The sequence below is a fragment of the Lysinibacillus canaveralius genome, assembly GCF_047301505.1.
Classification (GTDB): Bacteria; Bacillota; Bacilli; order Bacillales_A; family Planococcaceae; genus Lysinibacillus_B.
The window spans coordinates 1,668,132-1,689,984 of the sequence record NZ_CP154840.1 but is presented as its reverse complement, the minus strand read 5'-3'; the positions used below and the strand labels follow the sequence as shown (position 1 = coordinate 1,689,984).

The window sequence follows — 21,853 nt, the reverse complement described above, 5'->3', positions numbered from 1 at the left end:
TCTTCAGTCTAAAACCTTCAATCCATAAAGGGTTGAAGGTTTTTATGCTTTATCAGATCCAGCTTTCAAGAAGCCTTCTCTTTTATTTAATTAGCTGCGTACAGACTCTTTTTTATCTAAGCCAAGTGCTTGATCTGCTGCCTTGTTGACTTCTTTTAGTAAATCAGGATTGCTTGCTAAAGAAATACCATAAGAAGGAATCATTTTCTTAATTTTTGGCTCCCAATCTTTCGCTTGGTCCGGGAAGCATTTATTGATTACTTCAAGCATAACTTGAACAGCTGTAGATGCACCTGGAGAAGCACCAAGTAATGCAGCGATAGAACCATCTGTTGCGCTTACTACTTCTGTTCCGAATTGAAGTGTACCTTTACCGCCAGTTTGCGTATCTTTAATAACTTGTACACGTTGACCAGCTATTACGATATCCCAATCTTCACTCTTAGCGTTCGGGATAAACTCGCGTAATTCTTCAATACGCTGCTCTTTTGACAGCATTAATTGTCCGATCAAGTATTTTGTTAATCCCATCTCTTTCACACCTGCTGCTAACAATGTTGTGATGTTATGAGGTTTGATAGATGCGAATAAATCCAGGTTCGAGCCTGTTTTCAGGAACTTCGGCGAGAAGCCTGCAAATGGACCGAATAATAATGATTTTTTATTGTCGATATAGCGTGTGTCAAGGTGAGGAACAGACATTGGCGGAGCGCCAACTTTCGCTTTTCCATATACTTTACCATGGTGCTGTTCGACGATTTCTTGATTTTTACATACTAAGAATAGACCGCTGATTGGGAATCCACCAATGTGTTTTCCTTCTGGAATGCCTGATTGCTGAAGAAGCTCTAAGCTTCCGCCGCCAGCGCCAAGGAATACGAATTTCGCTGTATGGTATTCCATTTTGTTAGAGTCATGATCGTGCACTTTTACTTCCCATAAGCCTTCTTTTGTACGTTTTAAACCTTTAACGCTATGTTTGTAGTCCACTTGGACATCTTGGTTTTGTAGGTGTTGAATTAACATACGTGTTAATGCACCGAAGTTTACATCGGTACCAGCGTCCACTTTTGTTGCTGCAATACGATCGCTTGCTGGACGGTTGTTCATGATAAGCGGAATCCATTTTTTCAATGTCTCTGGATCATCCGAGAATTCCATGTCTTGGAATAATGGATTTTGTTTCATTGCTTCATAGCGGCGTTTTAAGAACTGTACGTTCTCTTCGCCTTGTACCATACTCAAGTGTGGTAGTGGCATGATGAAGTCCTCTGGGTTACTGATTAGCTTTCTGTTGACCAGATAAGACCAGAACTGCTTAGAAACCTGGAACTGTTCGTTAACATTGATTGCTTTTGCAATGTTAACTGTTCCGTCTGCATTTTCTGAAGTATAGTTCAGTTCGCAAAGTGCAGCATGCCCTGTTCCAGCGTTGTTCCATTCGTTTGAACTTTCTTCACCAGCTTTGTCAAGCTTCTCAAATACTTTGATATTCCAGTCTGGTGCTAATTCTTTTAGAAGAGTTCCTAAAGTAGCACTCATGATACCAGCGCCAATTAGAATGACGTCTGTTTTCGTTTCATTATTGCTCATTTTTACCATCCTTATTCCCTAGTATATTTAGAAAGGATGTAGGCGTCCCGCTTAAGTGCCACACCAAGCCAAGGCGCGAACACCTTCCCTGTATCAACTTTACCATCTCATAGTGTATCACAATTAATTTTAGATTGAAATATCTACTATTATATAATAATTTCAATCAACTAGGCGAGACGCCTGAATATGAGGATCCACTACTATTTGAAATATAAAGTAGCCATCTCCTCATGATGTTGGCTTCACCACTTAATAGTGTATCACATTCGTTTTTATATTAAAATAACTTTGCTTTCCCGTTACAGTGCGGTATATAAAGATATTTCGGCCAAAATACATGTCTACTCGACGCTATGTACTCCATAGGAAATAACATTTTCTGGAATGGTTTTTAGAAAAAAACTGTCGTTTCTGTAGAATAATCGACATGAAAGAGTAGCAAGCTAAATAGAAGATATAAATTCGCATCTCTTTCTTTTACTTTTGGAGAATAGCGAAATTGGTAATTTTGATGTTAAAAAATTGTGCCCATACAAAAGCCCGTATGAAAAATCATACGGGAAAAAACGCGTTTTTATTGATTTTCTTTTGTTTCTTCTAGCTGCTGTTTAATTGTATCCAGCATTTCTTTATTTTGCTCTACTGTGTCCATATGCTCCTGATGCTGTTCTGCATTCATCAGCGCATTTTCTGCATGCTCAATGGAATTGAATGCGTGTTCAATCGCAATCTCTTCAGGGTGTGACATCGCCTGCTTCACCGCCCGGTTTGCCTTTTGGACTGAATTGGTTAGCAATGTGCTTGGGTGATCTTTCTTCCAGCTTGTGTCTGAGTGCTTCGCCACTTACCTCTCTCCTTCCTCACATTGTATTTTTCGAATGCTTAGTATTCGAAGGAGGAAGAAAAATATGCGTTATTCCGGCTTGGTGAGTGGTTGCAATTACTGACCTGTATTAGCAGCTCACACGTTTTTTAGAAAGGTGCCTAAAAGGAAGGAAAGGACAGCTGATTCCCTTCTTTAAAATTCAGGAAGCTTTTTTTGAGCTGCCTTTTTTACATACATTTTTTCAGCAATGAAGCTTGCTGCAACCCCGAAGACTATCGGCATAAAGGAATTCGCTGAAAAATAAAATCCTTCAGCACTGCTTTCATATTCATAGCTAAACATCAGCCACGCAATGAAAAATTGCTCACCGACAAAATAGAAGGCACCAGTTACGACGAGAAACGTCAGGAATCCAACGAGAAAACGTTTAAATTTCAAGATAAAACCTCCATGCTTCAGAAATTTTTAAGCGATTATAATATAGGTCCCTTTCCAGCAAGGAACACAGCATTTCTCTATTTATAATTACTATTTCTACAAAAAGGTATAAATACCTCGCTATCGCTCCCTCTATTGCGCGATACTTTACGAAAATACCCCTTAAAACGATGGTGGTGTAACCGAAAATAGGATACTGACGGCTTGCTTGGATGGGTTTTTCCATTGATGCAGTGCTTGTGCTGGAATTTTTACACTGTCCCCTGTTTCCAAGCTATATTCATCACCCAATAACAGTAAATGAACAGGGCCATTTAATACATAGGCAACTTCCTCCCCTTTATGACTCATCGGTGTTTCCGAAGAGGCTTTTCCCGGCGGAAGGTGCATGATAGCAGTGGCTAGCTGGCTTGTAAAGTCAGGCGAGACTAATTCGTACGCAAGGCCATCCACAATCATCTGCTTCCGCGTACCCTCTCTTACAACAAGATTCCTTGTATCGATTTCATCCATTAGAAATGTAAAAACCGGAACATCCAATACTTTTGCTAATGATTTTAACGTTTGAATGGATGGATTGCTATGACCTTTTTCTATTTGACTAAGCATGGACGGCGTAATGGATGCTTGCTTTGCCAATTCGCGTAATGTTAGCCCTGCATTTTTTCGGTATTGCTCTACTTTTATGCCAATGAACGATTGCTCCACAGTACATACTCCTTGTTAATTGAATTTAATTATTTTATTGATATTGAACACATTATTCATTAGTGTTAAATTAAATTTAACATATTAAAGGTGAATTAACAATTTAGGAGGTGCTATGATTGTGATTACCTATATTATCATGACTTTTTTTGTCGTCTTGAGTCCTGGGGTCGATACGGCACTTATAACAAAACGGACGATTGCTGAAGGAAAGAAAGACGGGCTGCAAATGGCATTAGGTATTACAGCGGGTTCCCTTGTCCATACACTTGCTGCGACGCTGGGTATTTCTATGTTAATTTTGCAATCTGCCGTCGCTTTTACTATTTTGAAATGGGTCGGTGCTATTTACCTTATTTATTTAGGCATCCGGTCACTCGCTAAGCGACCACAAACCGATCAATTGAATGAAACAAATCAATTCAATAAAGGAAGCGCCTTTAAAGAAGGACTTTTATCGAATATTTTAAACCCAAAGGTTGCTGTCTTTTTCATCACCTTCCTGCCTCAATTTGTGACAGCAAAGAATACAGCTATGATCGAATTATTTACAATGGGCTGCATTTATGCAATTATCTCGGTGTTATGGTTTGTCTGTTATGTATACTGCTTACATTTCGTACGGGAATGGCTGCTATCTCCAACAGTACAGGGCTATATGGAAAAGGCGACTGGTATCGTGCTTGTTGGCTTTGGCATTAAGCTTTTGTTTACACAACGTGAAGCATAGTACCATCATTCAATTCCTTATATTTCATCCAAGGAGTGAGGGAATTTTTGTACCCTTTCCACGCTCGCTCTCTCCACACTATTGAATTCTGGAAATAGTAAAAGCATTCCCTTGATTCAAGGGAATGCTTCTTATCACCTAATGATTATACGTGCGCAAGCTCTCGAGCCGGCGCTGTGTTGCGGATTAAATAATCAAATGCTCCAAGTGCCGCTGTTGCACCTGAGCCCATTGAGATAACAATTTGTTTGTACACTGTATCTGTGCAGTCTCCTGCTGCAAATACACCAGGCATGCTCGTCGCACCGTGCTTGTCGACAACGATTTCGCCGTGTGCATTTAAATCAATTGTGCCTTGTAAAAACTCTGTGTTCGGCAGAAGACCGATTTGAATGAATACACCTTCTAATTCAATATGGCGCTCTTCACCTGAAACGCGGTCCACATACGTAAGCCCGTTTACTTTATCTGTCCCTGTAATTTCCTGCGTTAACGCGTTTGTCAAAACCGTGACATTCGGCAGGCTGCGAAGACGTTCTTGCAGCACACGGTCAGCTTTCAGCTCGTCTCCACGCTGCAGCAATGTAACATGTTTCACAATACCCGCTAGATCAATCGCTGCTTCAACTCCAGAGTTACCGCCGCCTACGACAGCAACATTTTTGCCTTTAAAAATTGGACCGTCACAGTGTGGGCAGTATGCTACCCCTTTATTTTTGAATTTTTCTTCCCCAGGTACATCTAACTGACGGTAGCGGGCACCTGTTGATAGAATAACCGTTTTTCCTTTTAATACAGCACCATTTTCAAGCTCTACTTCTACAAGCTCTTTACGTGAAATACGTGCTGCACGCTGTGATTTCATTACTTCAATATCATATTCTGCTACATGCCCTTCCAGGCTTGCCACAAACTGCGGACCTTCTGTTGCCTTTGTGCCAATGATGTTTTCGATAGATAGTGTATCGTTTACTTGGCCGCCGAAATGCTCAGCGACGATTCCTGTACGAATCCCCTTACGTGCAGCGTAAATAGCAGCACTTGCACCTGCTGGACCACCGCCTACTACTAGTACATCAAACGGCTCGACATTTGCAAACTCAGAACCATCCGACTTGCTGCCTAACTTTTGTAAAATATCTTCGATTTCCATACGGCCGCCCGCAAAGTTTTCATCGTTTAGGAAAACAGTTGGTACTGCCATAATGTCTTTTGCTTTCACTTCATCCTGGAACGTACCGCCCTCAACCATTGAGTGGGTAATGTTTGGATTTAAAACAGCCATAATATTTAACGCCTGTACGACGTCCGGACAGTTGTGACATGTAAGACTGACGAATGTCTCAAAATGTAACGGCTCTTTAATTGCCTGGATACGCTTGATTACCGTATCATCCACTTTCGGTGCACGGCCGCTCACTTGCAGCAATGCAAGCACTAAAGACGTGAACTCATGCCCTAATGGCAGGCCTGCAAATACTACTCCCGACTTCTCGCCTGCCTTATTAACGCTAAAGCTTGGTGTACGTTTAAGCTGTACATGCTCAACTGTAATTCGTGGAGACATTTTTTCTAATTCTGTTACAAGCTCGATCATGTCTTGGGATGCTTTATCTTCCCCTGCGCTGATCTTTAATACAAGATCCCCTTCAAGCATCGTTAAGTATTGCTGTAGTTGTGCTTTAATTTGTGTATCTAATACCATGTTAGTTGCTGCTATATAACGTTCACGCTATAGCAGACTATTCACCTCGCATTCTCCTTATTAAAAACAGAGCGACAAAAACCAATCAAAGGGATTGTTCTTTGCCGCCTGTATTGCTATATGTTTAGTTCGGAAACTTAGATTTTACCAACTAGGTCTAAGCTTGGAGTTAACGTCTCAGCGCCTTCTTGCCATTTTGCTGGGCAAACTTCGCCTGGATTGTTGCGAACGTATTGAGCTGCTTTGATCTTGTTAACTAATGTAGAAGCGTCACGACCGATGCCGCCAGCATTGATTTCGTAAGCTTGTACAATACCGTCTGGATCGATGATGAATGTACCGCGCTCTGCAAGGCCATCTTCTTCGTTTAATACGTCGAATGCTTTTGAGATTGTGTGAGATGGGTCACCAATCATAATGTATTCGATTTTACCGATTGCTTCTGAAGTATCGTGCCATGCTTTGTGCGTGAAGTGTGTATCTGTAGATACAGAGTATACTTCAACACCTAATTCTTTTAATGTTGCATATTCGTTTTGTAAGTCTTCTAATTCTGTTGGGCAAACAAATGTGAAGTCTGCTGGGTAGAAGCACACTACGCTCCACTGACCTTTGAAGTTTTCTGAAGATACGTCGATGAATTCACCTTTTTGGAATGCTTTTGCTGTGAATGCTTGGATTTCTTTACCGATTAATGCCATGATAATTCCTCCTGATGTTTGTTATTTGTACATTAGTATTCTAATTATGTTAGAATAATTCCAATCAAGATATGAAATTACCATACCGCTATAATATAGTCAACCTACATTACGCAATTCAACCTAAAAACACTATTTTAAGCATAAATTTCGCTTTTTTACTTCTAGACTGAGACATAATAAATAGCCTTTCCTTTCACGTAGTTATTGTTTTTCTCACTTTTATTTCTTCCCTATTTTCTCAATTCCCTGCGTCCGGGTAAAAATGGCTAAGTGCTATTTCTCTTTATTTATTCTCTATTAGCTTTCGATTGTTTTTCTGCTAATCCAAACTTCCAGTTCATTCGCTTCAAGCGGCTTTGAATAATAGTACCCTTGCACAGTCGGCTGCTTTTCCAATGTACGCAGGAAGTCCATTTGGGAATCAGTTTCTACCCCTTCAATGACGACATGTAATTTTAATGAGTAGCCTAATATGATAATTGCCTTTAACAGCTCGGCATCTTTTTCTGAGGCTGGAACCCCATCTACAAATGATTTATCAATCTTAATCGTAGAAATCGGAATTCTTTTTAGGTAAGACAATGAAGATAGACCAGTTCCAAAGTCATCAAGCGCAACAGACAAGCCCTTTTCCCTGAATTTTTCTAATGCCGCAATTGCATTGTCCATATCATGAATGACACTTGTCTCCGTGATTTCTAACTCCAATTGTGCAGGATGAATACCGTATCTTTCTAAATTTTCATTTAAGGTACTCGTTAAACGTGGTGAAGTTAAATAAATACCTGGAATATTAATGGACACTTGCCCGAAAGGTACGTTTGCTGTATTCCACACTGTAATCTGCTCACATACTCGCTCAACAATCCAGTCCGTCACATCATAAATCTTTTGCGATTCCTCTAATACGGGAATAAATACGCCCGGCGAAACCATTCCATATACTGGATGATTCCAGCGAATCAATGCTTCCACCCCTACAAGATCACCGTTTTCAGGATCTACTTTTGGCTGATACACAAGAAATAAATCTCGATTATCCATCGCCTCTTGAATATCAACCATTAGTTGTCTTTCAAAGTTAAATGTATGGATAACCGGGTTGTATTCAATCACTTCGTGGCTATATACAGTTGAAGGTGACTGCAGCACAGCGATTGCATTTGAAAAATGCTCCTGCACCCATGCTGGTTCATCCGACTTTGAAAGAGAACAAACCATATCTACGGTAATGGAATGCTCCCCTAATATAAGCGGGTGCTTTAATACCGCACAAATTTTCTCCAATGATACATACAGCTTTTTTGATTGTTCTTTATTTGTATTTACAATCGTAAAGCGATTTGCCTCAGTCCGGTATAGCTTTACATTCTCAGGAAGCAGCCCTTCGATACTTTCACTAATGCTTTTGACCATTTCATCAGCAACATAATAACCATACGCTACAATATATTTCTCCAGATTATGAAGATGGACAATCGCTACGCTGTATGCCTTGTCTTCTTTCTTTTGATCATCCGTAAATTGTTTCTGGTTTGGCAGCTTCGTTAAGGCATCAAAGTTTCTTAAGCGGAAATCTACATACTTATCTAACTGACTTGTCAAAACTGCCAGCAAAAATAAGCTGACCGTACTGATTGTGACAAAAACAATCACCCAGATGACATCCATTTCATGCTTATCATGTCCTGCTGCGATTTCGCCTATTGTATAAAACTGCATGGCTGCCATACCTGTGTAATGCATGCTCGTAATGGCAATCGCCATCAGGAAGGCTGTCACTACCTTTACAAAGATACGATCCATGAAGTTGTTCATCAGCGAAAAAATATACAGAGATGCAAAGGATGCCACCATTGCGATAATAATGGATAAGATAAATATATCTGGTTTATATACGTACCCTGCTTCCATTTCCATAGCAGCCATTCCTATATAATGCATTAATGAAATACCGATACCCATGAAAATGCCTGCAGCAACAAAGGTATAGATGCCCGTATTTTTCCTGTTTGCAAAATAAAACGCTAAATAGGATGCAATAATTGCTGGAATAATGGAAAGTATCGTAATACTTATTCGATATTCCATATGTATAGGCAGCATAAACGCACTCATTCCGATAAAATGCATTGACCATATGCCAAGCCCCATGGCCAAAGAGGCAAGCACAAGCCAAACATTTTTATGAAAAAACCCATTCTCCCTTATTCGGCGGTTAATAAATAACGCCGTATATGACGCAGCAAATGCTATCAGGAAAGAAAGTACAACAAGCGGTATGGAAAATTCCCCTTCAATAAATTGAATATCCAATGATGTCGGTAGCTTAAACATAATCCTATATCTCCATTTTCTATAATAATTACTCTTCGTATATCGACTATAATAGGACATTTATAACTCATATTGAATAAAGAATAAAAATTTATTTAGCTTCTATTTTAAATATCTGATTATTCTTTTAATAAAGCGCTTTATAGTATACCTGATTTGGAGCTGCCCTTCGATATTTCCATTTAATTTAAACGGCTTCTCAACATTGATGTCTTCTGCAAATAGCTATAGTATTCTAAAAATGTAACGATAATTTCCCCTTTAGACATTTGCTATAATAAGAGTGAGAATTCCAGTAAACTAGGCAAGTAAGCAAAGCGTCATCAAATTCCGACTAGTCATAGTTACCGTGGAAATGTCATCGTGAGTTGCTGGCAAGAAGAGTTGTGAAAAAGAACAGAAAAGACAGGGAGGAAGAACGATGTCAAATACCGTTACCAATAGAAGAGTCGTTTTGGATTTAGCCGTTACGCTGGACGGCTTTATTGAAGGGAACAATGGAGAGGTCGATTGGTGCATCATGGACCCTGAAATGGAGTTTACTCAGTTCCTGGAGCAAATCGATGCTATTTTCTATGGTAGAAAAAGCTATGAATTATGGGGACAATATATGCCGCAGGATGAAGACAGCGAGACGGAAAAAGAAATGTGGCAAATGGTGCATAGTAAAAAGAAATATGTATTTTCCCACACGCAAACAGGCATTGATGAACAAGCAATCTTCATAAATGAAAATCTCCATGAGAAAGTAACTAGATTGAAAAATCAGCCTGGTAAAGACATCTGGTTATATGGCGGTGCAGGTCTCATTACCTCTTTTATCAATTTGGGACTTGTCGATGAATTTAGATTATCCATTCATCCTGTTGTGTTAGGAGAAGGAAAACCGTTGTTTAGTGACCTTACAGAAAGATTGAATTTAAAACTGGTTCGTACAAGAACATTCACTTCCGGTGTTGTGCAGCTGATCTATCATCAGGATGGCAAGGAATGAGCGGAGAGTAAATAATACCTAAAAGGATGATACCCACGAGAGCAGCCGCGTAACTGCCTTACAAAAAGCAAGCTTCACGGATACCATGAAAGCTTGCTGTCGCTATCTAATGGCAGCTTTTTAACTTCTTCATTGATTACGTTGAACCATTCCCTTACAAGAGTTTCTCTTGCTAAGTTCGCATGGGCATCATCATCCCAGACAATATGAGAAAACCAAGCACCCGTTGCCCATTCAAACTGCAGCTCTGCATACGAGATTGCCGGATGATTTGCTTGAGCAAATTTTCTATTTACAGCTGCTGCAACGTTTACCGCTTGTGGCAGCAGCTCTTTTTCGATTTTTTCCTTTATCAGTGCGTCTTCCAGCTGACCCCACAGCACTAGTGATCCGTCAACTTGATAGAAAATATCAAAGGAAGGCTGCTCCCTCATATCCACTAAAACAAAAGCACGTTCTACTGTGTTGTCTGCCGCTTTTACTGTATTGACAATGATGTTTTGGGCAACCTCCACCCAAAAGCCGTTTGCTTCGTCTAGTTCTGATTCTATATATAGTTCCTTATCCAGTTCTGAAATATCTGCTTCCCCTTTATTTACATCTTCTACTTTTTTAAATAAGCGCGTAAAAAATCCCAAGTGTCTCATCCTCCATTTAAAATCAACTGTATTTTCCATTTTACAATTCTACTACTATTACTAAAATCCTTGTTCATTGTTTACCTGTCCATCAGCAGACTGGAAATCATATGTAACAGTTTCTTTAGTGGAATATAACGCTACTTTATAAAAAGCCCCATCTCAATCCTTACTTCCTTATTTTCAATATCATGATTTGAATAGCTGATCGCATCCAAGCCAATCAAGTGAAATCCATGCTTTTTATAAAATTGGATTGCCTGATAATTAGACGTTTGCGTTTCGAGTACAATCGCTCTTGCATTCAGCCGTTTTGCCCGCTTTTTCACAAAACTCATCAACTGACTGCCGATTCCTTTCTGCTGCTCCGATGGATTGATATGAAGGTCATTAACCCTCACCACGTTATTCCACCTTTCATGATTGAAACTGACGATGCCCACTTCTTTTTCATCTATCTGTGCAATATAACACTCGATGTTTTCTAGGTACTCTTCAAAAATCTCTCCTTCTAAATATTTGTGGAACGGCGTATCAAAGTTTTGCAAAGATAAATCGATTCCCCACCCGTTTTCATGCTCTGTCAGGCGGAGATCATAGTATTTATCAGAAGTGTATTCGTAAATAACTTTTTTACCATCAGGGTACTCTTCTTTTGTGATTTTTCTTATTTGCATCTTCAGCTTCCCCCCTGCATTCCATTTATTACTGTCATGATATTATGATAAAACCTATAACGATGCCTTGTTGAAAACACTGCTTATACAAAAATAATATTCTACACCTATCACCAAAACCCTTGTTGATTATTCCGAAGATGCCAGGTGCTGATTTCTTCACAAAAAAGCTGTTTAGACAGGTTCCCCTATCTAAACAGCTTCCAGCTTATTATTTCTTACTAGTTTCTTTTTCTAATTCTTTCATAATGGATTCGCCTTCGATATCGATGTTCGGCAGAATTTTATCGAGCCATTTCGGCATGTACCAGGCTGCCTTCCCCATGAGAAGCATTACAGCCGGCACGATCATCATACGGACAATAAAGGCATCGAACAGGACACCAAACGTTAATGCAAGTCCAATCACTTTTGTCATTGGATCTGGTGCCATCATGAAACCTGTAAATACAGCAATCATAATTAACCCAGCTGCCGTTACTACACCGCCGCTATCGCGGATACCTGCCAGTACAGCTTTACGTGCATTGCCTGAGTGCGCATATTCCTCACGCATACGGCTCACTAGGAAGACTTCATAGTCCATTGCAAGTCCGAATAAAATCCCAACCGTCAAAATCGGCAGGAAGTTTAGCACCGGACTTGATGTTGCAAAGCCAAATACTTCATAAAAGTTACCATCCTGCACGACCCATGTAACAAAGCCCAGTGTTGCGCCAAGTGATAGCACGAAGCCTAACACTGCTTTTAGCGGCACTAAAATCGAACGGAATACGACCATGAAAATAATAAATGCCAGGCCGATGATTAACGCCGCAAACACCGGTAAGGCATCCGACAGCTTTTCAGAAATATCAATGTTCATCGCTGTTGTGCCTGTCACGTTTAATTTCATACCCTCATAATCCGCATCACGAATATCATGCACTAAATCAATTGTTTCTTCTGCATTCGGGCCAATTTTTGGATTCAGTGTAATAACAGCCATGTCACCTGACTCTTTTGGGATAACGTTTGTGATGTAATCGACGTTTTCCATCGTGCTCAAATCCGCTTGCAGTTGCTCCAGCTTGGATAAAACCTCACCATCTTTTTCTGTCGCCTGTGCCACAACGACTAAAGATGCGTGGTAGCCTTCACCATAAGCTTCTTTTAATAAATCATAGGAATCGCGTTGGTCTGTTCCTTCTTCATAAAAGCTGTCGTCAGGTAAACCAAGCTCCATGTGGAAAAATGGAATTGTAATGACACTTAGCAAGATGATACCGACCAGCGCAAAGACGATCGGCATTTTATGTAAGGCATCAGCCCAGCCTTGCATTAATTTACCGGAGAATTTCACACGGTCTGCCATTTTTTCTGCCGTCGTTTTTTTACGATCAATAGGTGGTGTAATTTTATCACCTAATAGATAAAGCACTGCCGGTACAACAAGTACAGCTACGAAAATCGCCAGCAATACTGTCACCGCCGCTGTGTAGCCCATCATAGACAAGAATGGAATTTTAGGAATCGACAACCCGATTAAGGCGATAATGACTGTAACACCTGCGAATACGACTGCTGTTCCGGCTGTTCCGTTCGCAATCGCAATAGATTGAGGAATGGAATACCCCTTCGCGTACTCTTGGCGGAAACGGGAAACGATAAATAATGCATAATCAATCCCTACCGCTAATCCAAGCATCGCTGCCAACGATAAACATACGAACGAAATGGATGTAAAATTCGTTGCCAGCAAAATCCCTAACAAGCCAACAACGAGACCAGTTCCTGCCGTCACAATCGGCATACCTGCTAAAATAAGCGAGCCGAATGTAAAGAACAAAATAATGAATGCAACGGCAACACCCATTACTTCCGTTTTAAAATGCAATTCAATTGGATAAAGCTCTGTTTCTGAAGAGTAAAGCTCCGTTTGGATGCCTTCATCCTTCGTGATATCTAATACTTCCCGTACTTCGTCAATTTGGTCAAACGTTACTTCTTTTGATGGTACGTTATACATGGCCATCGCAAATGCAATCGTTTGATCAGCATTGTAGTTTTGCAGCATATCCGGTGTGTAAACCGCTTCTACATCATCCAATGCCTGTACTTCTTCTACTAATTCAGCAATATGCCCCTGCACTTCCGGGTCAAGCAGCGTCTTCCCTTCAGGTGCTTTAAAGACTACCTGTATTTGTGCTCCTGCTTTCCCTACCTCCGGGAACTCTTCCTCCAGCATTTCGATTGTATTTTGGGCAGGTGTGCCTGGAATCGACATATCATCATCAAAATCGAACCATAAAACAAGTACTGCAACGCCCGCTGCCAACAGTAAAGCAATGGCGGAGAATAACACAGCCTTGGCATGATTCGTTGCCCAAAAACCTAATTTATATAATAGTTTAGCCACGATAGAACCCCTTTCTATTACCGCCCCCTATCTTACTATAATGAATAAATAAAAAAAACGTACATTCAGCATGTACGTTCGGGCAGATTTAAATGTACTTTCTTTCTATCGCAACGGCAATCGCCTGGGCTCTTGATTTCACATTCAGCTTACTGTAGATCGTTGTCAGGTAAGACTTGACAGTACGTTCAGCAATGCTCATCTCCTGGGCAATCTCATTATTCTTCAATCCGCGTGCCAGCGCCTGCAGGACGAGTAATTCCTTTTCTGTAAATAATTTTGGTGTGTGCTTTTCCGCCTGAGCCTTTAGCAGCAGCTGTAACATCTCCGGCTGCAGCAGCGTTTCCCCGCGCAAGGCAGCATCAATTGTTGCAAATAGCTTTTCTCTTCCTGTGTCCTTTAATAAATAACTTGCGACGCCTAATTCCACAGCTTCCAGCAGCAAGTGCTGTTCATTATAGGTCGTTAGGATAATCACAGGAACGCCCTTTTTTAAGCTGTTAAATTTCTTCAAAAAATTGAGACCATCTAAAATCGGCATATTTAAATCTAATAAAATAACATCAGGTGTAATAGTTTCCAGCAAAACAAGCGCTTCCTGTCCATTTTCCGCCTCGCCTATCACCTCATAGCCGTCCTGGGTTTCTAAAATGAGACGGATTCCTTCACGCACAATTAAATGATCATCTACTATCAATATCTTTACCATTTCCTTACCCTCACTCCAGCGGAACTGCTAATGTAATACACGTACCGTTCTCTTTTTCGATTGTTACCTGCCCCTGCATGAGCTGGATACGCTCTTTCATTCCCAAAATACCGTAATGACCTTGCTTTTCTAAATCATGATTGATTTCAATTCCCTTGCCATCATCAGCAATTTGTACAATGAGGAAGCTATTTTGCTCCTTCATCAAAATTGAAATCGTTGTCGCCTCCGCGTGTTTATAAACATTTGTTACCGCTTCCTTTAAAATCGATAAAATATGTTCTTCAACGGCAGCCGTACAAGCGATATTCTCCATCGTTAGTTTGATGGGAATATTATATAAATATTGCAGTTGGGCCATCTCTTCGGTTACACGTTCTGTAAATGACTCATCTGACTTTGCTAGGCGCAAATCATCAATCACCTTCCGCGCATCGGCCAACGATTCCCGTGCCTGTTCTTTTGCCGATAATAAAATAGATTCTACTTTCTCTACATTCCCTTTTTTTAAATGTGCCTCGCTTGCATCCAATTTTAATAGCAGACCAACTAACCGTTGTGCCAATGTATCATGCAAGTCTCTCGCCATTCGCTCCCTTTCATGCTTTAACGTTAATTGCTCGATTTTCTCATTCGCGATTTCCAATTCTTTAATATAGTATTGTAGCTCTATATTTTCCACATCTTTTTGATTAAACAAATACAGCACTAAATTCAGAAAGACAAACAAACTAACAAACAAGGCGATAAACAGCCATAAATATTCCATACCAAAATGGAAATACATGATGGTGATATAAAAGCACATATAGCCGAGCACAAGGAGCGCCAGTTTGATTGCCTCCTGAAAATAGAACATCCCCTGAATGATAAAAACAGCCATCAAGCCGAGTACAATCAGCGCTGAAGCATCCGGCATCAGGATGGCAGTGACCAAAATGATGAATCCCTGCAAATAAAAGTATAAGGATTTTATTTTTAGTAAGATGGTGTCAGAATACCAATGCAGCAATGTATACACAGTAAACAACACAATGCACAGCAGTGTTTGATTTAGCGATATACGAACTGTCGACTGTATAAAAAGCACACCAATCAATACGATAGAGTGCATCATCGTGATGGGTATGCGCGCTAGGTCAATATTATATTGCAGCTTTTGGAAATAATTGAATGCTTTCATTTGGAGAGATCCTCTGTTTTTTAGTAGAAGTATATCATACTTAGTATTTTACAAAGACAGATTGTCTTCATCTTATAAGCTCGAGTCTCTCTACATTTTCTTTCTGCTCAGCGAAATCCATTCAAGAAATGCTCAAGCGGTGCGCTTGCACTGACATGGAGCGGCTGCGGATCGTGCAATGTACACCAGTAGTAGATGATGCCCATTGCAAGCTGAATGAGGGACGCCTTCAGCTCTTCTAAAGACAAGCTCGATTCCTGCTCCTGTAAAATCTCAGCTACCAGTCTTTCAAACAGCATAAACAGCTTCCGGTCTGGCGTCCGGAAATATACGTGCGTTTCCATTTCAAGAGAAGTCGAATAAATAATCGTTAAGAACTCTTGTCCAAATGTATCTTCCAAATAGCGGTACATCTTTTCCATGAATACGCGGAAGCGTTCTTTTGCTGCTGCTTTTGGCAGCTCCTCATATACTTTTTCGTAATATTTATCTGCAATAATAAATTGCTCATTTAAAATATCAGCCTTCGATTTATAATGATGATAGAATGAACCTTTCGATGTCCCGCAAACACTTACAATTTCATCGACTGTCACCTTTTTATACCCCTTCTCCTTAAAAAGCTTCAGGGCCTCGGTCGCTATCAGCGTTCTCTTCTCTTCTCCTCTTTGCTGCTTTTTTTCTGCTTTAACCATTTTATTTCTCCTTTGTGTATTGACTGCCATTTCATTTTAAACTAAAATCAGACTACAGTCTAGTATTGCTATAGGGAGGAGAGGTTAATGAAAGACAAGGTAGTACACAGTGTTTCCGATTTAAAGAGTATCTTTAAGGACAATCAGAAAATTTTAGCTGGCGGCTTTGGGTTATCCGGTTCCCCTTTAACAGTCATTGATACCATTGCACAAACAGATGTGAAGGGGCTGCATGTTGTCAGCAATAACTTGGGGGATCACGGTATTGGTCTCCATAAGTTGTTTATCCAGGGACAGATTGATAAAGCAATCGGTTCCTTCTTCACAATGAACCGGGAAGCAGTCATTGCCTGGTCAGAAGGAAAACTCGATATTGAACTGCTGCCACAAGGTACATTGGCAGAAGCGATTCGCTGCGGAGGCGCCGGAATCGGTGGTTTTTATACGAAAACTGCCGTTGGAACGGAACTGGCAAAAGGCAAGGAAGAGCGTGAAATTGATGGAGAACGCTACATTTTTGAAAAAGCAATAAAAGGAGATGTAGCGATTATCCGGGCGAAAACTGCGGACCGCCTTGGAAACCTCACTTATCATACGACAGCTCGAAACTTTAACCCTATGATGGCAACTGCAGCCGATATTGTCATTGCTGAAGTAGATGAGATTGTAGAGGTTGGTGAACTGGACCCTGAGGTGATCGTCACCCCGCATGTGTATGTCGATTACATTATCCAAACGGCTTATTCAAAGGCAGGTGATCAATATGTCAGGGCTTGATGTACGTGCTAAAATTGCGAAACGAATTGCTGAGGAACTAGAAGACGGGCAGGTTGTCAACCTAGGTGTTGGTATACCTACACTTGTTGCCTCGTTTATGGAGGGAAAGCAAGTATTTTTACAGTCAGAAAACGGTCTTGTTGGTATGGGCCCTCCCCCATCCGAAGAGGAGCTGGACATCGATTTAATTTCAGCTGGAAAAGAGCCGATCACGATTACGGAAAGCGCCTCCTTTTTCAGCAGTGCCGATTCCTTCGCGATGATACGCGGCGGTCATATTGATGTGGCGGTTTTAGGTATTTTGCAGGTGAATATGAAGGGGGAAATTGCTAACTGGGCGGTACCCGGACAGCCGATTCTCGGTGTTGGGGGTGCCATGGATCTTGTAGTTGGCGCCAAAAAGGTCATCGGGGCTGCTATGTTATTTGCAAAAGATGGGCAGGCGAAAATCGTTGAAAAGCTGACGTATCCGACAAGTGGTATAAGACAAATTGATTTATTAGTAACCGAATATGCCGCATTCTCCTTTGACAATGGGGAAGTTGTCGTCAACGAATTGCTCGGTCATTTGACAGTTGAAGATTTACAACAGCTTTTAGGAATCCCACTAAGACAGGAGGTCACTCTATGAATGAACATGCATTAGCCGCTTCTACGACGAAAAAGACAATGGTTCGTATATTGCCGTTTATTTTAGTGCTTTATGTAATCGCTTACTTGGATCGGGTAAATTTAGGCTTTGCCGCACTTGAGATGAATGCAGATTTAGCTCTTACTGCGGAAGTATTTGGACTTCTTTCTGGTATCTTCTTCATCGGCTATTTCTTCTTTGAAATTCCGAGCAATATGATTATGCACAAAGTCGGTGCAAGGATTTGGATCGCCCGTATTATGCTTACTTGGGGAATTATCGTTATTTTAACGGGCTTTGCACAATCCGCTGCGCACCTTTACATTTTACGCTTCCTGTTAGGGGTCGCTGAAGCAGGATTCTTCCCTGGTATCATTTTATATTTAACATACTGGTTCAGAGAGCGTGAACGCGGGAAAGCAACGGCTGTGCTGCTATTGGCTTTACCGGTCGGCGGCTTGATCGGTGCTCCCCTGTCTGCATGGATTATCGATAATATTGCATGGTCAGGAATGGAAGGCTGGCGCTGGATGTTTATATTAGAAGGGATTCCAGCACTTATTCTGGGCGTTGTGACAATTTTCTTCCTTACCGACCGCCCAGCAAAGGCTAAGTGGCTGGCACCTGAAGAAATTGCTTGGCTTGAAGGTGAACTGGAAGGCGAACGCAGAGCCTCCCTGCGCCTCAATAAACCGACTAAACGGGAAATGTTAAAGGGTGCAACCGTGTGGAAACTATCCGCCTTCTACTTTGCCGGCTATACGGGGGTTTACGGTTTATCTTTCTGGGTGCCGACAATTATTAAATCATTGTCAGATACAACAGCAACAAACATGGAAATCGGCTGGATGGCGATGCTTCCATCGTTGATCGGTATTCCAGCTATCATCTTCACAGGGTGGAGTGCCGATAAAACAAGAAAGCATAAACTGCATCTTATTATCTGTTTAGGTGTAGCCATTGTAGGGTTTATCGGCTGCGCACTCGCCACTTCCCTATGGCCGATGGTTGCTATGCTATCGCTGGCGTCTGCAGGGCTGTACGGATTTACTGGCTGTTTCTTTGCCTATTTAACGTTCTTCTTCACCGAATCTACAGCGCCTGTCGGTATTGCACTTGTCAACTCCTTCGCCGCACTTGGCGGATTCGTAGGACCGACAATTTTAGGCTGGTTTACCCTGCAGACAGGTATGTTCGTCTTGGCTGGCCTGTTAGTCATTGGTGTAGTGATTCTCTTTACAATGCAGAAGACGAATATTGAAATGGGTACCGATCAGGAAGTGAGGGTTACACCTTCCGGGAAGCGATTGGCATAATCAAAAAGGAGACCTTGCGTTGTTGGCAGGGTCTTCTTTTCTACTGATAGCTTTAGCCATTCTATTATTTTGCTTTATTAAAATGAATCTGCAAACGACTTGATTTCCTCAGTCATTTTCTTATAGTTCTTCCAGTGCAAGTAATGATGGCCCTTTAACGTCACAAGTCTTTGATTATTCACCGCATTTAACTGCTGCTCATAAAACGACTCCATCGATTTTCCGTCATCTGTTACTTTGTCATCTTCCTTCATAAAAATCAGGACCGGCAATTGTGCGGGAAATGAGAGATCCTTTGTTTTCTCGGCATTTTCTTCAATTTTATTTGCTTCCTCGACGATATTTTTGTTATAGCCTTTCCATGCCGAAATTGCTTTCGTCATCGCTAAATTTCCATGAGAATAAGTACCTTCTTCTGCAAGAGGCAAACTATTCTCAGCATTAACCAGCAGAGCTAATCTAGCCAAGCCTGTTGGTGCTATAAAGCTGAAATACGACGGCATCTTTGGAGCTGCTTCATTAAAATACTCAAGAGCTTGCGGTAATGTAGGATCAATTCCAACAACCGCTTCTATCTCTTCAGGGTACTTATTGGCATAGTACATACTATAGATTCCTGCGAGCGAGTGCGGCATTAGGATATAGGGCCCTTCTATTTGAGCGGTTTGCAGCGCCGTTCTTACCTCTTCCACAATATTTTCCACTGTTCTCTCTCTTTTTGTCAGATCGCTCCAGCCGTATCCGAACGGCTCGACTACAACCACTTGAAAGTCTTTTGCTAATTCATTCATTAAAGGTTCAAAATCAAGAGCAGGTGCTGTTGTTCCTAAACCCGGTAATAGGACAATCGTTTTCTCCCCTTCTCCTTTTGTCGTAACATGAAGTTTTTCGCCTTCTAAATCGATGTATTCTCCGGTGGCGGGATACTTATTTTCTTCATATAGTTTCATCCCTGTATGAAATATGACCCACATCATGCAAAGTACGATGAAGGATAGCACGATGTTACGGATAACCTTCCCAATCCCAATCTTCTTTTTTGCCATTATGCTTCCCCCCTTGTTTATTGAATACCAATTTCCCTAGTTATTACTTGAAATGCTTTAGTAAATATTCCACTTTTTAACTTTATAAAATGAAACGTATGATAACCATCGATTATCCTAACAATCTACAGCCCTACTGTTACAATTTCGTCACTTACCATTACTGAAAACAAAAAAGATGGCAGGAAAAGTTGCGTTCCGTACCATCTTTTTATTATTTTCACCATGTAAGGTGTCTCCTACAGCCATTTTTCCACACATTCTACCTTGCACTGTTTTGTATCGACCCGCACGCGTTTTCCGATAGCCACCGGATGCATCGGATGAGTATGGCATGTGTCAAACCCATTTAAAATCGGAATGTCCCTGCCATCTAGCTGTTCGAGCAAAAGGTCGATTGGCTGCTTGCCGGTCCCTAAATCATCATAGCGCTCATGCTTACCGAGCAGAATAGCAGAAATCTTGTCGAAGATGCCGTGCAGCTTCAGCATCGCAAAATTTTTCTCGACGATTGCTGCATTCTTCATGCAATCCTCAATCAGCAGGATGTCACCTTTTCGGACTTCTGGAAAGTACTCTGTACCGATAAAACCGTACATCGCATTATTATTGCCGCCGATCAGCCGACCTTCTGCCTCTCCATCATTCACAGACGTCCATTCATTCGGATAGAGCGTCTTTTCCGTTTCTTTCTCAAGCCAGTTCACCGGCTCATCCGACCAAACCGGAGACATCGGTATTTCGTATGGCAGAGACTGCTCCCGGCAGAAATACTCCTCAAAGAAATCATATGTAATATCGACAAGCGGCTCCAATTCTCCAAATGACGGAACGAGCGCAGGCCCGTAATAGGTTGTTATGCCCGTCTTGGCATAAAGCGCAAGCAGTACAGCAGTTGCATCCGAGTACCCGACGACAAGCTTTGGATTTGCCTTGAATGCCTCATAGTCAATGTACGGCAGCATACTGTTGGCATTTGTTCCACCGATCATTGACATAATCATTGGTATATCCGGATCTCTGAGCAGTTCATTCAGTTCTTCCGCCCTTTCCTTTGGTGAACCTGAGCGGTAGACGTCCGACTGCCCTGTCAATCTGCCTTCAACAATCTCAAAGCCCTTGCCTTCAAGGAACGCCTTTGCCCGTCTATAACGCTTTTCCGCTGTCACCGATGCGGGTGATGACGGTGAAAAGATACCGATTTTACCGCCTCTTTTTAATTGTTTCATGTAAACACTCCTTTCCAGAAAATTGGACAGTTCCTACCTCTCATTATAAGGAAAATGAAAAAAACCGACACCCATAAATTTATTGCGCCGGCTATCTCTATAGGAACTAGTAAGCCTGTTTCTTCTCTTATATAAATTGAAACGCTAACATTAACCCTAGAGGAATTGTTACCCAGGGGATTAGGCTGCTTAATAGTATGGTAGAAGGGGTAGTACCCTGTCCTTCTTTGGACCTCACCCCCCACATCAATACTGTGCCCAGTGCCCATACCGGTAAGATCAAAAAGAATTGCGGTGTCAAAGAATCAGCGTCACCAATCGCGCCCTCTGCAAAGAACCAGGAAATAAATAATGCAGCAAAACCGCTAGCAATAACATTAGTCTTTACTAAAATTGATTTTATGTTGAGCCCCGCCTTTCACTATTAACCACATCAAGGCCTTCACTCTATTTTTTTATAAAATATTCCACTTTTACGACTATCATGAAAGAAACCATCTTATTATTCCTGACTCA

General features: G+C 41.3%; 20 protein-coding genes. 5 read left to right on the top strand and 15 right to left on the bottom strand.

What is annotated here, in order from left to right; translation table 11 throughout:
• Positions 1–90: 90 nt before the first annotated feature.
• From AA0Y26_RS08385 to AA0Y26_RS08370, 4 genes are all read right to left on the bottom strand, one after another.
• The gene (locus AA0Y26_RS08385) at positions 91–1,593 is read right to left on the bottom strand and encodes a malate:quinone oxidoreductase (RefSeq protein ID WP_413366840.1); all 1,503 of its coding nucleotides are present in this window, start codon (positions 1,591–1,593) and stop codon (positions 91–93) included.
• A gap of 577 nt (positions 1,594–2,170) precedes the next feature.
• The gene (locus tag AA0Y26_RS08380) at positions 2,171–2,440 is read right to left on the bottom strand and encodes a DUF2564 family protein (RefSeq protein WP_413366838.1); all 270 of its coding nucleotides are present in this window, start codon (positions 2,438–2,440) and stop codon (positions 2,171–2,173) included.
• Positions 2,441–2,614: 174 nt separating this feature from the next.
• Positions 2,615–2,860 carry a hypothetical protein gene (locus AA0Y26_RS08375; protein WP_413366836.1) on the bottom strand — a complete coding sequence of 82 codons (246 nt, stop codon included), beginning with the start codon at positions 2,858–2,860 and terminating at the stop codon, positions 2,615–2,617.
• A 162-nt stretch (positions 2,861–3,022) separates the two neighbouring features.
• Positions 3,023–3,568, bottom strand: a complete 546-nt coding sequence (locus tag AA0Y26_RS08370; RefSeq protein WP_413366834.1) for a helix-turn-helix domain-containing protein — start codon at positions 3,566–3,568, stop codon at positions 3,023–3,025.
• 121 nt (positions 3,569–3,689) lie between these two features.
• Between AA0Y26_RS08370 and AA0Y26_RS08365 the strand changes: the two genes are divergently transcribed.
• A complete protein-coding gene (locus AA0Y26_RS08365) occupies positions 3,690–4,298 on the top strand; it encodes a LysE family translocator (RefSeq protein WP_413366832.1) in 609 nt (202 codons plus the stop codon).
• Between the two features lie 145 nt (positions 4,299–4,443).
• On the opposite strand, the gene ahpF is transcribed toward AA0Y26_RS08365, so the two are convergent.
• The 3 genes from ahpF to AA0Y26_RS08350 form a co-directional block, all read right to left on the bottom strand.
• On the bottom strand, positions 4,444–6,003 hold the full coding sequence (ahpF, locus tag AA0Y26_RS08360) for an alkyl hydroperoxide reductase subunit F (RefSeq protein ID WP_413366831.1): 1,560 nt from the start codon (positions 6,001–6,003) through the stop codon (positions 4,444–4,446).
• A gap of 137 nt (positions 6,004–6,140) precedes the next feature.
• Positions 6,141–6,704, bottom strand: coding sequence for an alkyl hydroperoxide reductase subunit C (gene ahpC / locus AA0Y26_RS08355; protein WP_413366829.1), 564 nt, complete (start codon positions 6,702–6,704; stop codon positions 6,141–6,143).
• A gap of 300 nt (positions 6,705–7,004) precedes the next feature.
• Positions 7,005–9,044 (bottom strand): putative bifunctional diguanylate cyclase/phosphodiesterase, encoded by a 2,040-nt coding sequence (locus tag AA0Y26_RS08350; RefSeq protein ID WP_413366827.1) that lies wholly within the window; start codon positions 9,042–9,044, stop codon positions 7,005–7,007.
• A gap of 421 nt (positions 9,045–9,465) precedes the next feature.
• Here AA0Y26_RS08350 and AA0Y26_RS08345 point away from each other — a divergent pair, with 421 nt between their 5' ends.
• Entirely contained in the window at positions 9,466–10,038 is a 573-nt protein-coding gene (locus AA0Y26_RS08345) for a dihydrofolate reductase family protein (protein WP_413366825.1), read from the top strand.
• Positions 10,039–10,112: 74 nt separating this feature from the next.
• Here AA0Y26_RS08345 and AA0Y26_RS08340 read toward each other — a convergent pair whose 3' ends face one another.
• The 6 genes from AA0Y26_RS08340 to AA0Y26_RS08315 form a co-directional block, all read right to left on the bottom strand.
• Positions 10,113–10,676, bottom strand: coding sequence for a hypothetical protein (locus tag AA0Y26_RS08340; protein WP_413366823.1), 564 nt, complete (start codon positions 10,674–10,676; stop codon positions 10,113–10,115).
• 140 nt (positions 10,677–10,816) lie between these two features.
• Complete coding sequence (locus AA0Y26_RS08335) at positions 10,817–11,353, bottom strand: GNAT family N-acetyltransferase (RefSeq protein WP_413366821.1); 537 nt, start codon at positions 11,351–11,353, stop codon at positions 10,817–10,819.
• 211 nt (positions 11,354–11,564) lie between these two features.
• A complete protein-coding gene (locus AA0Y26_RS08330; protein WP_413366819.1) occupies positions 11,565–13,751 on the bottom strand; it encodes an MMPL family transporter in 2,187 nt (728 codons plus the stop codon).
• Between the two features lie 88 nt (positions 13,752–13,839).
• Positions 13,840–14,460, bottom strand: coding sequence for a response regulator (locus AA0Y26_RS08325; protein WP_413366817.1), 621 nt, complete (start codon positions 14,458–14,460; stop codon positions 13,840–13,842).
• 10 nt (positions 14,461–14,470) lie between these two features.
• Complete coding sequence (locus AA0Y26_RS08320) at positions 14,471–15,643, bottom strand: sensor histidine kinase (RefSeq protein WP_413366815.1); 1,173 nt, start codon at positions 15,641–15,643, stop codon at positions 14,471–14,473.
• A 107-nt stretch (positions 15,644–15,750) separates the two neighbouring features.
• A complete protein-coding gene (locus AA0Y26_RS08315; RefSeq protein ID WP_413366813.1) occupies positions 15,751–16,338 on the bottom strand; it encodes a TetR/AcrR family transcriptional regulator in 588 nt (195 codons plus the stop codon).
• An 87-nt stretch (positions 16,339–16,425) separates the two neighbouring features.
• Between AA0Y26_RS08315 and AA0Y26_RS08310 the strand changes: the two genes are divergently transcribed.
• Genes AA0Y26_RS08310 through AA0Y26_RS08300 form a run of 3 tightly spaced genes read left to right on the top strand, consistent with a single transcriptional unit; the run spans position 16,426 to position 19,062 of the window.
• Entirely contained in the window at positions 16,426–17,115 is a 690-nt protein-coding gene (locus AA0Y26_RS08310) for a CoA transferase subunit A (RefSeq protein ID WP_413366811.1), read from the top strand.
• Positions 17,054–17,746, top strand: a complete 693-nt coding sequence (locus AA0Y26_RS08305; protein WP_413366810.1) for a 3-oxoacid CoA-transferase subunit B — start codon at positions 17,054–17,056, stop codon at positions 17,744–17,746. Before AA0Y26_RS08310 ends, AA0Y26_RS08305 begins: the two co-directional genes overlap by 62 nt.
• The gene (locus AA0Y26_RS08300) at positions 17,743–19,062 is read left to right on the top strand and encodes an MFS transporter (protein WP_413366809.1); all 1,320 of its coding nucleotides are present in this window, start codon (positions 17,743–17,745) and stop codon (positions 19,060–19,062) included. The genes AA0Y26_RS08305 and AA0Y26_RS08300 overlap by 4 nt, the downstream gene beginning before the upstream one ends.
• Before the next feature lie 77 nt (positions 19,063–19,139).
• Here the strand turns inward: AA0Y26_RS08300 and AA0Y26_RS08295 are convergent, their stop codons facing one another.
• Both AA0Y26_RS08295 and AA0Y26_RS08290 read right to left on the bottom strand, forming a co-directional pair.
• Complete coding sequence (locus AA0Y26_RS08295) at positions 19,140–20,108, bottom strand: alpha/beta fold hydrolase (RefSeq protein WP_413366807.1); 969 nt, start codon at positions 20,106–20,108, stop codon at positions 19,140–19,142.
• Positions 20,109–20,347: 239 nt separating this feature from the next.
• Positions 20,348–21,337 (bottom strand): S66 peptidase family protein, encoded by a 990-nt coding sequence (locus tag AA0Y26_RS08290; RefSeq protein WP_413366806.1) that lies wholly within the window; start codon positions 21,335–21,337, stop codon positions 20,348–20,350.
• Between the last annotated feature and the right edge of the window lie 516 nt (positions 21,338–21,853).